The sequence below is a fragment of the Deinococcus aestuarii genome (genome assembly GCF_018863415.1).
Lineage (GTDB): Bacteria > Deinococcota > Deinococci > Deinococcales > Deinococcaceae > Deinococcus > Deinococcus aestuarii.
The window spans coordinates 214,947-228,144 of sequence record NZ_JAHKSN010000002.1; the positions used below are offsets into that span (position 1 = coordinate 214,947).

At 72.6% G+C, this 13,198-nt stretch carries 14 protein-coding genes and 1 tRNA gene; 12 read left to right on the forward strand and 3 right to left on the reverse strand.

Annotated features, from left to right (window positions below; genetic code table 11):
* Positions 1 to 91 precede the first annotated feature (91 nt).
* Both IC605_RS04120 and pgi read left to right on the forward strand, forming a co-directional pair.
* A complete protein-coding gene (locus IC605_RS04120; protein ID WP_216319408.1) occupies positions 92 to 739 on the forward strand; it encodes a TetR/AcrR family transcriptional regulator in 648 nt (215 codons plus the stop codon).
* Positions 740 to 785: 46 nt separating this feature from the next.
* The gene (gene pgi / locus IC605_RS04125; RefSeq protein ID WP_216319411.1) at positions 786 to 2,426 is read left to right on the forward strand and encodes a glucose-6-phosphate isomerase; all 1,641 of its coding nucleotides are present in this window, start codon (positions 786 to 788) and stop codon (positions 2,424 to 2,426) included.
* Between the two features lie 51 nt (positions 2,427 to 2,477).
* Here pgi and IC605_RS04130 read toward each other — a convergent pair whose 3' ends face one another.
* Positions 2,478 to 3,581, reverse strand: coding sequence for a GTP pyrophosphokinase (locus IC605_RS04130; RefSeq protein WP_216319414.1), 1,104 nt, complete (start codon positions 3,579 to 3,581; stop codon positions 2,478 to 2,480).
* Positions 3,582 to 3,686: 105 nt separating this feature from the next.
* Between IC605_RS04130 and IC605_RS04135 the strand changes: the two genes are divergently transcribed.
* Genes IC605_RS04135 through IC605_RS04150 form a run of 4 tightly spaced genes read left to right on the forward strand, consistent with a single transcriptional unit; the run spans position 3,687 to position 6,373 of the window.
* Positions 3,687 to 4,010, forward strand: coding sequence for a hypothetical protein (locus IC605_RS04135; protein WP_216319417.1), 324 nt, complete (start codon positions 3,687 to 3,689; stop codon positions 4,008 to 4,010).
* A 19-nt stretch (positions 4,011 to 4,029) separates the two neighbouring features.
* Entirely contained in the window at positions 4,030 to 5,514 is a 1,485-nt protein-coding gene (gene pdxR / locus IC605_RS04140; RefSeq protein ID WP_216319420.1) for a MocR-like pyridoxine biosynthesis transcription factor PdxR, read from the forward strand.
* 9 nt (positions 5,515 to 5,523) lie between these two features.
* Entirely contained in the window at positions 5,524 to 5,889 is a 366-nt protein-coding gene (locus IC605_RS04145; protein WP_216319422.1) for a hypothetical protein, read from the forward strand.
* 10 nt (positions 5,890 to 5,899) lie between these two features.
* Positions 5,900 to 6,373: a DinB family protein gene (locus IC605_RS04150; protein ID WP_216319424.1), complete on the forward strand. Its 474-nt coding sequence runs from the start codon at positions 5,900 to 5,902 to the stop codon at positions 6,371 to 6,373.
* 55 nt (positions 6,374 to 6,428) lie between these two features.
* Here IC605_RS04150 and rpsT read toward each other — a convergent pair whose 3' ends face one another.
* Positions 6,429 to 6,710 carry a 30S ribosomal protein S20 gene (gene rpsT, locus IC605_RS04155; RefSeq protein WP_216319426.1) on the reverse strand — a complete coding sequence of 94 codons (282 nt, stop codon included), beginning with the start codon at positions 6,708 to 6,710 and terminating at the stop codon, positions 6,429 to 6,431.
* Positions 6,711 to 6,913: 203 nt separating this feature from the next.
* Here rpsT and IC605_RS04160 point away from each other — a divergent pair, with 203 nt between their 5' ends.
* The 6 genes from IC605_RS04160 to IC605_RS04185 all read left to right on the forward strand — a co-directional run bounded on the left by IC605_RS04160 (position 6,914) and on the right by IC605_RS04185 (position 11,872).
* Entirely contained in the window at positions 6,914 to 7,450 is a 537-nt protein-coding gene (locus tag IC605_RS04160; protein WP_343216498.1) for a regulatory protein RecX, read from the forward strand.
* 405 nt (positions 7,451 to 7,855) lie between these two features.
* A tRNA-Pro gene (locus tag IC605_RS04165) sits at positions 7,856 to 7,932 on the forward strand.
* A gap of 83 nt (positions 7,933 to 8,015) precedes the next feature.
* Positions 8,016 to 8,720 (forward strand): metallophosphoesterase, encoded by a 705-nt coding sequence (locus IC605_RS04170; RefSeq protein WP_216319428.1) that lies wholly within the window; start codon positions 8,016 to 8,018, stop codon positions 8,718 to 8,720.
* 193 nt (positions 8,721 to 8,913) lie between these two features.
* A complete protein-coding gene (locus tag IC605_RS04175) occupies positions 8,914 to 9,447 on the forward strand; it encodes a VIT1/CCC1 transporter family protein (protein WP_216319429.1) in 534 nt (177 codons plus the stop codon).
* A gap of 105 nt (positions 9,448 to 9,552) precedes the next feature.
* Positions 9,553 to 10,902, forward strand: a complete 1,350-nt coding sequence (locus IC605_RS04180; protein WP_216319431.1) for a phosphotransferase — start codon at positions 9,553 to 9,555, stop codon at positions 10,900 to 10,902.
* 46 nt (positions 10,903 to 10,948) lie between these two features.
* The gene (locus IC605_RS04185) at positions 10,949 to 11,872 is read left to right on the forward strand and encodes a hypothetical protein (protein WP_246580374.1); all 924 of its coding nucleotides are present in this window, start codon (positions 10,949 to 10,951) and stop codon (positions 11,870 to 11,872) included.
* Positions 11,873 to 12,009: 137 nt separating this feature from the next.
* On the opposite strand, the gene IC605_RS04190 is transcribed toward IC605_RS04185, so the two are convergent.
* Entirely contained in the window at positions 12,010 to 13,191 is a 1,182-nt protein-coding gene (locus IC605_RS04190) for an aminotransferase class V-fold PLP-dependent enzyme (RefSeq protein ID WP_216319433.1), read from the reverse strand.
* Positions 13,192 to 13,198 lie beyond the last annotated feature (7 nt).

Here is a 13,198-nt window from a genome sequence, read left to right on the forward strand (position 1 = left end):
GCCCAGACAGCGGACTTCTCCCGACAACCCCCAATGCAACCGTAAGGGTGGGGGCTGCGTGGGGGGCGGCCCGGGCGCTACCCTGGGGGGCGTGAAGGTAGACCGGACCGAGCAGGACGAGGCGCGGCGCGAACGGATCGCCCGGGCCGCCTTCGAGCTGTTCGCCCGCAGCGGTCTGGACGCCACGAGCGCGCAGGACATCGCCCGCGCGGCCTACGTGAGCCGCACGAACCTCTACCGTTACTACCCCAGCAAGGTCCACATGCTGCTCGCCCACTTCGAGCGCACCGTGCACGACACCCGCGACGAGGCGGTGCGGCGGCTGCACGCGGGCGCAGCCCCCCAGGCGGTGTGGGCCCACGTCACCACCCGGATGGCCGACCTCGGCGTGCGGTACGGGCACCTCGTCGGAGCGGTCGGGCACGCCGTCCTGGGCGGGCGGCGCGAGCAGGAGCCCGGCGAGGGCGTCCGCACGGCCCTCACCCTCGTCGCCCTCGTCGAGCCCGTCCTCATCGCCATGCGAGACCGGGGGGCGCTGCGGGGCGAGGTGAACACCCACCTGCTCAGCGCCCTGCTCGTGGACGCCTGCCTCCTCGCCCTGCTGCACGGCGGCTACCGCGACCAGCGCGAGGTGCTGCGCGACTGGCAAGACCGCTTCAGCCTGCTGATCCACGGCGCCCTCGCCCCCGGCGTGAGTCTGGGGGACGTGGCGGACGCCCTGCCGGACCCCAAGGGCTGAGAAACCCTCAAGCCGCCCACGCCGGGCCCATTGGTATGCTCGGCGCATGACCTCCCCTGCCGCCGCCGGTTCCCTGACGCAGCTCCCGGCCTGGAAGGCGCTGCAAGACCACTTCCGCGAGGTCGCGGGCCTGCATCTGCGCGACCTCTTCGCCAGCGACCCCGCGCGCGGCGAGCGACTGAGTGCCGAGGGGGCGGGTCTCTACCTCGACTATTCCAAGAACCGGGTCACCGACGAGACCCTGCGCCTGCTCTTCGACCTCGCGCGGGCGGCGGGGGTGGAGGCGCGGCGGGACGCCATGTTCGCGGGCGAGCGCATCAACGTGACCGAGAACCGGGCGGTCCTGCACACGGCCCTGCGCGCTCCCCGGGGTTCAGAGGTGCTGGTGGACGGCCACAACGTCGTCCCCGAGATTCACGAGGTGCTGGACCGCATGGCCGCCTTCGCCGACTCGGTGCGTTCGGGCGGGTGGCTGGGCTTCACCGGGCGGCCCATCCGCAACGTCGTGAACATCGGCATCGGCGGCTCGGACCTGGGGCCCGTGATGGCCTACGAGGCGCTGAAGTTCTACGCGCGGCGCGACCTCACCCTGCGTTTCGTCTCCAACGTGGACGGCACCGACCTGACCGAGAAGACGCGCGACCTCGATCCCGCCGAGACGCTGTTCGTCGTCTCCAGCAAGACCTTCACCACCCAGGAGACGATGGCGAACGCGACGAGCGCGCGGGCATGGCTGCTGGACGCGCTCGGGGACGACGCGGCGGTCGCCCGGCACTTCGTCGCGGTGAGCACGAACGCGGAGGGGGTGTCGGGGTTCGGCATCGACACCGAGAACATGTTCGGCTTCTGGGACTGGGTGGGGGGCCGCTACAGCGTCGGCAGCGCCATCGGCCTAAGCCTGATGATCGCGGTCGGCCCCGACGGCTTCCGCGAGTTCCTGGCCGGGCTGCACGACATGGACGAGCACTTCCGCACCGCGCCGCCCGAGCGGAATCTGCCCATGCTGACGGGGTTGATCGGGCTGTGGTACCGCGACTTCTTCGATGCTCAGACACACGCCGTCTTGCCCTACGACCAATACCTGATGTACTTCCCGGCGTACCTCCAGCAGCTCGACATGGAGAGCAACGGCAAGCACGTCACGCTCGACGGGCGCACCGTGGACTACCAGACCGGCCCCGTCGTCTGGGGCCAGCCGGGCACGAACGGGCAGCACGCCTTCTACCAGCTCATCCACCAGGGCACCAGCCTGATTCCCTGCGACTTCATCGGCTTGTGCCAGACCCTCAACCCGCTGCCCCCGCACCACGACCTGCTGATGGCGAACGTCTTCGCGCAGACCGAGGCCCTCGCCTTCGGCAAGACGCAGGCGGAGGTGGAGGCCGAGGGCGTCTCGCCTGACCTCGCGCCGCACCGCGTCTTCGAGGGGAACCGGCCCACGAACACGATCCTTGCCGACCGACTGACCCCGCGCACGCTGGGCGCCCTGGTCGCCCTGTACGAGCACAAGGTTTTCGTGCAGGGGGCGGTCTGGGACATCAATTCCTTCGACCAGTGGGGCGTCGAGCTCGGCAAGGTGCTCGCCGGGAAGATCGTGCCCGAGTTGCAGGCGCAGGGTGAGCCGCAGCTCTCGCACGACTCCAGCACGAATACGCTGATTCGGCGGTACAGGGAGCGGCGGGGGTAGGAGGGGTTGGCCTTTTGCCCACGGCTGGGCCAACACCTTGCGACCCTCCCCCTAATCCGCCGCGTGGTTCAGGATCTCCCGCTCGTAGACCTCCCGTACGGTCTGGACCATCTCGCCGACGTTGCGCGAGCCGCTGAGGTCGAGGAGGCTGACGACCTCCTGGGGATCGAGGGCCGTGTTCGCGCAGGCCCGCAGCAGGGCGTAGTGGACGACGCTCGTGCCGGGGCGCGCGCCCCCCGCCGGGGTCCAGGCCTCTTGCAGGCGGGGCATCAGGGCGGCGGCGAAACGCTCCACCTCTCCCTCGTGCCGCCGCAGTTCCTTGAGGAGTTGGCCGACCGAGCGCACGCCCACGTAATGCAGCAGGCTGGCGAGGCGCTGGGGCCGCTCGGGGTCGGGCCAGTTTTCGAGCAGAGGCACCCGCAGGGCGGCGGCGACGGCGAGGTCGAGGTCGCGCACCGGGGAGGTGCCGAGGAGATAGGTCATGCTCTGCGCGTCGATGTACACGCCGTCGGGGCCCTCGGCGATGCGCCCCTGCAGCGTGGCGGCATAGTCGCGCGATAAGCGGTGCAGGGCCATGAATTCCTCGTCGGCCATCTCCAAGAGGCCCGCGAGGCGGTAAAAGCGGCGCCGGACCTCACGCGGGACGGCCTCGCGGTTCTTGTAGCCGAGGTCGTGTTCGATCTCCGCCCAGGCGTGCTGGAGGATCGAGCGGATCTGCACCTCGAACCTCGCCCCCGACCCCACCACCGGCAGGCCCGCGAACTCGGGCACGTCGGGCGGCGGACTCACGACGTAGTGCACGCCCATGTACCCGAAGCGGTCGGGGTCGTGCATCTTCGACTTGTCGATGGAGTGGTCCCAGTCCACCGCGTGGTGCTCCTCGACGAGGCGGGCGACCACGTTCACGTCGCTTTCGAAGTAGGTGATCACGCGCACGGCCACGAGGTCGGTCACGTCGGCGAGCGAGGGGTAGCGCCCCGCCTTGCGCCGCAGCTTGTCGGCGAGGCTCGCGGGGCGCTTGACCCGGCCCGTCACGTGGTGGATGTTCAGCCCCGCCCCCGCGAGCAGCCGGGTGGTGTGGGCGACCGCCGCGTCCCTCAGCCGCTCGTATTCCGGCAGGGCGTCCCGATACGCCTGCACCAACGCCTCGCTCATGGTGGGGCCATGATAGTGCAGGCCCGGGCCATGAGCCGCACATGAGCGAAGTCGGGAGAGGCCGCCCCCCTGGCTCCCCCCGCCGGGCGGGTGCATCCTGTCCGCATGACGACCCCCACCCGGAGCCCCGCCGTGACCTTTCCCGCGCCCAGGCGCATTCCCTACCCCGGCGGCTGCGTCCTCGAACCCGGTCCCTACGCGCTCGACTACCTGCTGAAGTGGCGGGCGGACGTGACCGTGCGGGGTGCAGTCCACCCGGACACGCCCGTCTTTCCCCTGCTGCGCGACCTCCTGCGCGACCCCGCCGCGCACGGCCTGACCCGCGAGGAGGCGGAGGCGGCGCGGGGCCGCTTCCTCGATCTGGCCGGGCAGGCCCTCTCCGCCGAGGGCGGCGACCCGGCGTGGCTTGCCCGGGAGTTCGGGCGTTGAGGACCCCGGGGACACGCCGTTGACGCGGACCGTCCCCGCATTGCGGCCCGCGCTTCCGGGCGAGGCGCTGCACGCGCGGGTGGCCCGGACGCTGCGCGAGGCGATGCTGGAAGGAACCCTGGCTCAGGGCACGCGGTTGCCGGGACACCGCGCCCTCGCCGCTCGGCTGGGCGTCTCGCGCAACACGGTGGTGGACGCCCTCGCGCAGCTTGCCGTGGAGGGGTACGTGCACAGCAGCGCCCGCAGCGGCACCCGGGTCGCCGTGCCGGGTGCCGCGCCCCTCCGGGAGGACCCCTCCGCCGCCCCCCTGCCCCTCAGCGCGTGGGCGGCGCGGGCCCTCGCCGGGCGGGTGCCGGACGCGGGCGGCGGGTACGCGGTGGACTTCCGGGTCGGGCAGCCCGTCCCCGACCTCTACCCGGCGGGCGCGTGGGCGCAGGCCCTGACCCGCCAGGCCCGCGCCGCCGGGGAACGCGGGGAGGGCGGCCCGACCGACGACCTCGGCACCCTCCTCGGCCCCCCCGAGACGCGCCGGGCCCTGGCCGCCTACCTGAACGCCGAGCGCGGCGCCCGCGTCACCCCCGACATGGTGATGCTGACGGGGGGCACCCAGGCCTCGCTCGACGCGCTGGCGCGGGTCTTTCTGGAGGAGGGGCGGGTGGCCGCCGTCGAGGACCCCACCTACCCGGGCGCGCGGGCGGCGCTCGGGGCGACGGGGGCGACTCTCTGCCCGGTGCCGGTGGACGCGGCGGGCCTTGACCCGGCGGCGCTGCCCCGGCAGGCCACCCTGCTCTACCTGACCCCGGGGGCCCAGTACCCCACGACGGTCACGCTGCCCGCCGGGCGGCAATCGGAGGTGGTGGCCTGGGCGCGGCGGGCGGGGGCCTTCATCCTGGAGGACGATTACGCCGCCGACCTCCACCACGGCGGGCGGTCCCCGGCGGCGATGCAGGGGCTCGCCCCCGACCGGGTGATCTTGCTCGGCAGCTTCAGCAAGAGCCTCGCCCCCGTCACCCGCAGCGGTTACCTCGTCGCGCCCGAGCCCGTCACGCGCGTGCTGGCGGGCACCCGGCCCCTGACCGACCGCGCCCCCGCCACGCTCGACGCCCTGGCGCTCGCGGACGTGCTCGCCTCGGGGGCGTACGCGCGGCACCTGCGGGGGGCGCGGTCGGCCATCCGCCGCCGCCACGAGGTCCTGCTCGCGGCCCTGGCCTCCGGGCTCCCGGGGTGGGAGGTCACGCCCGCCCGCGCCGGGCTGCACGTCCACGTCACCCTGCCCGCGCCCCTCTCGGAGGAGGAGGCGATTCGGCGGGCGGCCTCGGCCGGGGTGGCCCTCTCTCCCGCCGCACCGCTCGCGCACCACGCCCGGCCCCCCGCCGTGCTGCTCGCCTTCGCGCACCTGCCGCCCGAGCGGCTGCGGGAGGGGGTGGCCCGCCTCACCCGTGTCTTTTTTCCCGCTCTCCCCCCCAACGGGCGGGCTGAGGCAGGCTTCGTGAAGAAGGAGTAAAGTACGGGGGTGCGCTTCCTGTTCGTCGCCCTGGCGGTCGCCGTCGCGCTGCTGTACTTCACCGTGGGGCTGCGTTTCGGCTACGTGACGCTGACGCCCACCCACCTCCTCAACGCGCACGGCGAGAACAGGTACGCCTTCGACCTGTACGAGGCCGACAAGAGCGTGGGCGTGCGCGGCACCTGCTCGGTCCGCAGCGGCAAGGCCGTCTTGCGCCTCCTCGACCCCAGCGGCACCCAGGTCGCCGGGCAGACCTGCCCCAAGGGCGAGTGGTCCCTGAACCTCCTCGGCAGCGGCGAGATGGGCGTCTACCGCCTCACCGTGGAGTTCGACCGCTACTCGGGCACCCTGGACCTCAAGGAAGCCCGGCAGTAGGCGGCCGAAGATGACCGCCCTCGGGTTCCTCTCCCGCTCGCTGGCGCACACGGACTGGGGCGACCGCCGGGTGCTGGAGGCGTTGCGGCAGGCCCCCACCCCTCCCCCTGAAGCCGTGCGGCTGCTCGCCCACGTCCTCGCCGCCGAACACGTCTGGTTGCGGCGGCTGCGCGGCGAGGACGCCGGGGGCACGCCGATCTGGCCGGACGCAGATTTGGAGGCGTGCGGGGAACGCCTGACGCTGAACGGGCAGGCGTACCGTGACCTTCTCGAAACCCTGACCGACGCGCGCCTGGACGAGGTGGTGACCTACCCCAACAGCACGGGGCGGGTCTTCCACACGTCGGTGGGCGACATCCTGCACCACGTGTTCGCGCACGGGGCGTACCACCGGGGGCAGATCGCGCTGACCATGCGGCAGGCGGGGCTGGAGCCCGTGAACACCGACCTCATCACGTTCGTGCGGGAGACCACGCCGGGCTGAACGGGCAAAGGGGCCACCTCACGCGGAGATGGCCCCTTTGCCCGGTGACGCTCGCTTACGCCTGCTGCTTGGCGGCGTTGGCCTTGTTGATGGCGCGGGCAAGGCGGCTCTTCTTGCGGGCGGCGGTGTTCTTGTGGAGGGTGCTGCCCTTGGCGGCCTTGTCGAGCAGGCTCTCGGCCTTGCGCTGGAGTTCTCCGGCGTTCTCGGCGCCCGTCTGCGCGGCGGCGACGGCCTTCTTGGTGAAAGTCTTGATCGTGCTCTTGCGGCTGCGGTTGATCAACCGGCGCTTGAGGCTCTGGCGGTGACGCTTCTGGGCGGACTTGTGACGAAGGGCCATGTGAGTTCTCCTTGTTCTCCCGCGTCCCGCGGGGCGGTTCCCACTCCTGTGTCAGGGAGGAACGCGACGCGCCCGTCTCCCCGTGGGGAGGCCTCGGCGCCTTCCGCCCGGCCTTTGACCGGGCAGAGGTCACCCACCGACAGGAAGGCAACCTGGGCATCTTAGCGGGTGCGGGGAGTGGGCGCAAGCGGCATACTGGACGCGTGACGGCGGGCGAGAACAGGGGGGCAGGGGACCGGCAGAAGGCGCGTGACGACCTCCTCGCCTACGCCTTCCGGGCGCTGTCGGGCCGGGCGCTCACCGAGACGGAACTGCGCGCCCGCCTCCTGCGGCGCACCGACGACGAGACGCTGGCCGCCGAGGTCCTCGCCCGCGTGCAGGAGCTGGGCTACCAGAGCGACGAGGGCGTCGCCCGCGCGGAGGGTCACCGCCGGGGGGTGGGCGGTTTCCGTGTCCGGCAGACCCTCAAGCGCCGGGGGGTGGGGGAAGGCCTGATCGAGGAGACGCTCGCCACCCGCGACCCGGAGGAGGAACAGGCCGACGCGCGGGCGATCCTGGAGCGCCGCTGGCCCAGCTTCGCCCGCAGGCGTGACCCGAGGGCGACAGCCTACGCCTTCCTGGCCCGGCGCGGCTTTCCGGGAGCGGTGATCTGGGCGGCGATCCGGGAGGTGTCGGCGGCGCACCCGGAGGAGGGGAGCGGCGAGGACGAGCCCGAGGTGGAATTCGAGGAGCTGGATTGACCCTCAGAGCGTGTTCCAGAAGAGTGCCACCGAGACACACCCTCCGGGTTGAGTGCTGTTTGGGACGGCGTTGCCGTCCACCCCCCTCCCAGCCTCCCCCGCAAGGGGGGAGGGGCTAAAAGACAGTTCTCGTTCTGAGCGTGAGAAACGCTGCCGCGCTTTTCAAACACGCACTCAGATGTTGTGTAAGGGCGAGTGGCCGAGCCCTGTCACCCTGAGTGCAACGGTGAGTCTTACCCTCGGCGCTGTCAGGGCGAATCCCGTCTGCATCCTCTTCCCCGCCCGGCGTCCACGCCCACCCGAAAACGGCGGAGCCTCGCTTGACACCCCCAGGGGCGCCGCGTAGACTACCCGACGCACCAAAAGCGGGCCTTCTGTGCCCGGCTGACTGGAGCCGTGGTAGGGCGGGGCGTAGCGCAGCCTGGTAGCGCACGTCGTTCGGGACGACGGGGTCGGAGGTTCGAATCCTCTCGCCCCGACCACGCTGGAAGCCTCCCCCTGCGGGAGGCTTTCGCCTTGGCTTCCCCAGACCTCGCCGCCCCCTTCCCCGCCCGGAGCCTGACCCATGCGCGTCTACGCCATCGCCGACCTGCACCTCGCCACCGTCACGCCCAAGCCGATGACGGTCTTCGGGCCGAACTGGGCGGGGCACCCCGACGCGATCTTCCGGGAGTGGCGCGAGGTCGTGCGAGGGGAGGACCTCGTGCTGCTGCCGGGCGACCTCTCCTGGGCGATGCGGCTTCCCGACGCCCTGGTGGACCTCGACCGGGTCGCGGAGCTGCCGGGCACCAAGGTCTTGCTGCGGGGAAATCACGACTACTGGTGGACGAGCGCCGCCAAGCTGCGCGCCGCCCTGCCCCCCGGGATGCTCGCCGTGCAGAACGACGCCGTGCGGGTGGGCAAGGTGGTCGTGTGCGGCTCGCGCGGCTGGCTCACCCCCGGCTACGAGCCCCTGGGCGAGGATGACGAGCGGCTGCTCAACCGCGAGGCCGAGCGGCTGCGGCTCAGCACCCAGGCCGCCGCACGGCTCCGGCACCCTGGCGACGCCCTCATCCTGATGCTGCACTACCCGCCCGCCAGCCCGCCCTATCCCCCCAATCCCCTTACCGCTGTGATCGAGGCGGCCCGGCCCAATCTGGTCGTCTACGGGCATCTGCACGGGGTGAACCCGGAGCGGTCCCTGCGTCATGTCGGCGCCGTTCCCGCCCACCTCGTCGCGGCGGACGGGCTGAAGTTCCGCCCCAAACTGTTGCTGGAAACGAAGGGGTAACCGGGGCGTCCCGGCCCTCACCTTCTCCCCCAGAAGTCTGCCCTCCCGCCCAGGACATACCCGGTTTTCCGGCGTCCTGGGCTGACCGGCCGAGTTGACGGTCCGGGGACCAGTCTCTCCCGGCCTCATCCCGAGTTCTCCCATCCGAATGGGGCTTATTGAGAATTATTCCTATTAAGGGTAGAATGTCCCCATGTCGCCCGTCCAGCCCTCTGCCCCCGCCGCCGCCACGCTCACGCCCACGCATCAGGAACACGCCTTCGTGCTGCAAAAGGTCCAGCCTGCGCTCCTGGGGTTGATGGACGGCAGCGTGAGCACCCTGGCGCCGATCTTTGCGACGGCGGGGCTGACGGGCAAACCCATCGACGCCTTTTTCGTCGGGCTGGCGGCCAGCATCGGGGCGGGCATCAGCATGGGGCTGGCCGAGGCGCTTTCCGACGACGGGAAGGTGAGCGGCCGGGGCACGCCGCTGGGGCGCGGGCTGATCACGGGGCTCGCCACCATCCTGGGCGGGATGCTGCACACCTTCCCCTTCCTGCTGCCCGACCTGCGCGCGGCGCTGACGCTGGCGTACGTGGTCGTGATCGCCGAGCTGCTCGCCATCGCCCTGATCCGCTGGCGGTACATGCGCAGCCCGCTCGGGCAGACGGTCTTTCAGGTCGTGGTGGGCGGCGCGGTCGTGTTCGGCGTGGGCGTGTGGCTGGGACGGCTCGGGGCGGGCGGGTAAGACGGGAGAGCTGGGGGAGGGGGCGCGGGCGGGCCTCCTCCCTTTTCGCCGCGCTAAGCCACCCGGCGCAGGCGCACGAGCGGTCCCGCGTCGCACACTGCGGACATGACGCGAAGCATTCGGGCCACCCTCCGCGCGGTGGTCACACACCCGGACGGGCGGCGGGTCGCGGCGGTGGGCGGCGCCCTGCCCGCGGCGGTGGTGGCGGAGAACACCTTCGTGGGGCGCGGCCTGACGAACGCCTTCCCGGCGCTCTCCCCCTGGCTGGCCCCGTTGCGGCGGCTGCATTTCGCCCGGCTGGGGGAGGACCCGGACGGCACCCTCGTGCGCGAGGCGGTGTGGCACCTCGACGCGCCGTGCGGGCTGAGGGGCGCGGCCTGGGTTTTGCCGGGCGAGTTGCCGGACGCCGAGCGGGGCTGGGCCGAGGCCGCCCTCTCCCCCGCCCCGCCGCACAGGCCTCCCTTCGCCCGGGTCGGCTGGGCGGCGGGCGCGCTGGCGTGGCTTGACGAGGAATTGGGGGAGCAGGGCCTGACCCGCGCCCGGATGCCCGAGCCGGTCAAACACTGGGGCATCAGCGCCCTGTGGCGGGTGGGGCTGGAGGGGGGCGGGGACCCCGTGTACCTCAAGGCCGTGCCCGCCTTCTTCGCGCGGGAGGTCACGGCGACCTGCGTGCTCTCGGGCGAGATTCCGGGAGCGGCCCCACCCGTCCTCGCCGCCGACGAGGGGCGGGGGCTGCTGCTGCTGGGGCACGCGGGAGACGTGCCGGGTGAGAGGGACGACGGCACCGGCCTCGCCGCCCACCTCGCGCGGGTGCAGCGGGCGAGCGTGACGGCCTTGCCCGAACTGCGCTCACGCGGAATGCCCGACCACGGCCCGGCGTGGGTGGCGGCGCTGCTTCCCGAACTGCTGCGCGAAGACGTGCTGCTGCTCGGCGAGGAAGGCGGCCTGAGTCCCGCCGAGGCCGCCCGGCTGTGGGTGCTGGAGGGCCGCTTGCAGGAGGCCTGCGTGCGCCTGCTCGCCTCGCCGCTGCCGGAGGTGGTCGGGCACGGGGACCTGCACCGGGACAACGCCGTGCGGAATGCCGGGGGGCGCTGGACCCTGATCGACTGGTCGGACGTGAGCGTGACCCACCCCTTCCTCGACGCGGACCCCCTCTACCTCGCCCCGGAGGGCGCCTCCCCCGGAGTGCGGGAGGCGGTACAGACCGCGTACCTGGCGGAGTGGGCCGACCTCCTGCCCCTGCCCGAGGGGCGGCTTCTCATGCAAGACGCCCGGCTGGTCGGTGAGGTCTACCGGGCGCTGGGGTACACGCACGGCATCCAGCCCCACATCGAGGACAAAGGCGAGTCGCGGACCGCACACCTCGAACACCTGCGGCGGGTGCTCGAACGGGCGGAGGCGCCGGTTCCGCCCGTCCCCACGCACGGGCGGGCGTCGCCGTCTCCCTTGCCCTGACCTTCACCCGGCCCCGCGCCCCCGTGGACCCGTGGGGTGGGCCGTTATGCTGGGGGCGGAGGCGCGCGTGCAGGACCCCGACAAAGTACAGAGCCGACTCGTCGCCGACCGCAAGGTCAGGGCGGTCGCCCAGGCGGGGAGCCACGGCACGGAGGTCGCGTGGGTGGGCAGCCTGCCGACCCTGGTGACCTTCGAGCGCGGCCTGCTCTCGCCCCAGACCGAGACGCGCGCCGGGGTGACGGTCGAGCGATTCCCCTTCGAGAAGCTGGAGGGGTGGCGCGAGTGGGACGTGGCGCGCGAGGAAGCGCCCCTCGCCCTGCTCGCCACCAGCCGCGTCGTGTACGACCCGACGGGCCACTACGGGCGCATTCAGCGCACCCTCTGGACCCTCAATCCCGCCCAGCTCGCCGCGCACCGCGAGGACTTGCTGGGCCGCGCCGCCGCCCGGCTGGACACCGCCCGCCGCCAGTACACCGGGCCCGGCCACGGCCCACAGGAGCAACTGCTCGCCCTCGCCGAGGCGCGCGACGTGGCCCTCTCGCTGCTGTACCCGGCGCTGCTGACCCACACGCACGCCTGGCCCGAGTTCGAGATTCGCCTGCCGCACGCGTGGCGGGCCGCCGCCGGGCTGCGTTTTCCCAAGGCCGTCTACCGCCTGGAGAACCTCTACGGCTTCGGCGGCGAGGACGAGGCCCGGCGGGTGCTGCTCGCCACGCGTGGCCTGGGGCTGCTGGAGCAGGAAAAACGCGCCCGCGCCGCCTTCCAGGTCGGGTACTACGACGGGGCCGTGCGCTACCTGCGCGACGAGACCGCCCGGACCCACCGCGCCGATCTGGAACGCTGGACGTACCTCTCCAGCGCCCGGCGGGACAAGCTGGGCATCCTCCTCGGCGTGACCCGCAGCCCGCTCGGGCCCGCCGCGCTCGCCATCGCGGGCGAGTTGCTGGCGGACGCGCGGGAGGGGCGGTAGGGGTTGTTGATTGGAGGAGCTTCAGGAGGTCGGCGAGAGTTCTTGGATGCCCTGCCCGGTCACCCCCTCTGCGGTGCAGCTCTCCGAGTCCCGACCTTCCCCCTCAAGGGGAGGAGCTCAAAACAAAGGCTTTTTCCCTATGCCAGCGCTCCCCAAGCCGCCCGCACCGCCACTCCCCGCTCGAAGCGCAGCCCCAGGCTGGCAAAGCAGTCCTCCAACATGCCCGCGATGCCCAGCGCGTCGTAGCGGTCGGCGTAGCCCAGGGTGGAGACGCGGAACACCGTGTCCTCGTGCGGGGCCTGGCCGGGCAGGGCGCGCTGGCCCATCTCGGCGAGGCGGGCGCTGACCTGCCACCCGGTGAGGCCCTGGGGAGGCCGCAGCACGGCGACGGCGGGCGTGGTGCGCGGAGCCCAAGCGGGGGCGCCGAGGGCCGTCCCGGCGGCGGTCAGGGCGTCCGCCTGCCTGCGCTTCTCGGCCCACAACACGTCCAGGGGCACGGCGAGCAGGCGGTCGAGGGACAGGGACAGGGCGTAGATCAGGTTGATGGCGGGGGTCTGGGGCGTGTTCCCGGCCTTCTGCCCCTTGAGCTCGCGGGTGAGGTCGAGGTAGAAGCCCCTGGGCGTGTCCTGAATCATCCGCCCCTGCACCTCGGGGCTGAAGAGGACGAAGCCCAGGCCGGGGGGTGTGGCGGTGCCCTTCTGGCTCCCGCTCACGATGGCGTCCACCCCCCACTCGGCGGGCCGGAGTTCGGCCACCCCGTAGCTCGTCACGCAGTCGGCGATGACGATGAGGTCGGGGTTCTGCGCTTTGGCGGCGCGCGTGATCGCCTCCAGGTCGTGCAGGGCGCCCGTGCTCGTCTCGGAGTGGGTGATCAGGAGGGTGTGGGCGCCCTTCGCGGCGTCGGCGACCTCGCCGGGGTCGAGCACGTCGCCCCAGGGCCGGGCCACGACGGTCGTGTCGTAGCCGAGCCGCCGCGCCATCTCGCCCCAGCGTTCGGAGAATTTGCCCGCCTGGGCGTTGACGACCTTCGCACCCACGGGGGTGAGGCTGACGAGCGCCCCCTCGAAGGCCCCGGTGCCGCTGCTCGTGGTGATCACGGCGTCGTAGGGGGCGCCGAGGAGGCGGGCGAGCTTGGCGCGGGCCTCCTGCAACTTCTCGACTCCCTCGGGCGCGCGGTGGTGCATCTGCGGCCGGGCGAGTTCGAGGAGGACGCGCGGCTCGACCTCGACCGGGCCGGGGGCGATCAATCGGTGGCGGTTGAGGGGGAGGTGGGCGTCGGGGTCCACCGTGGTGGGGCGGGCGGGCGCGATGTCGGTCATGCCCAGC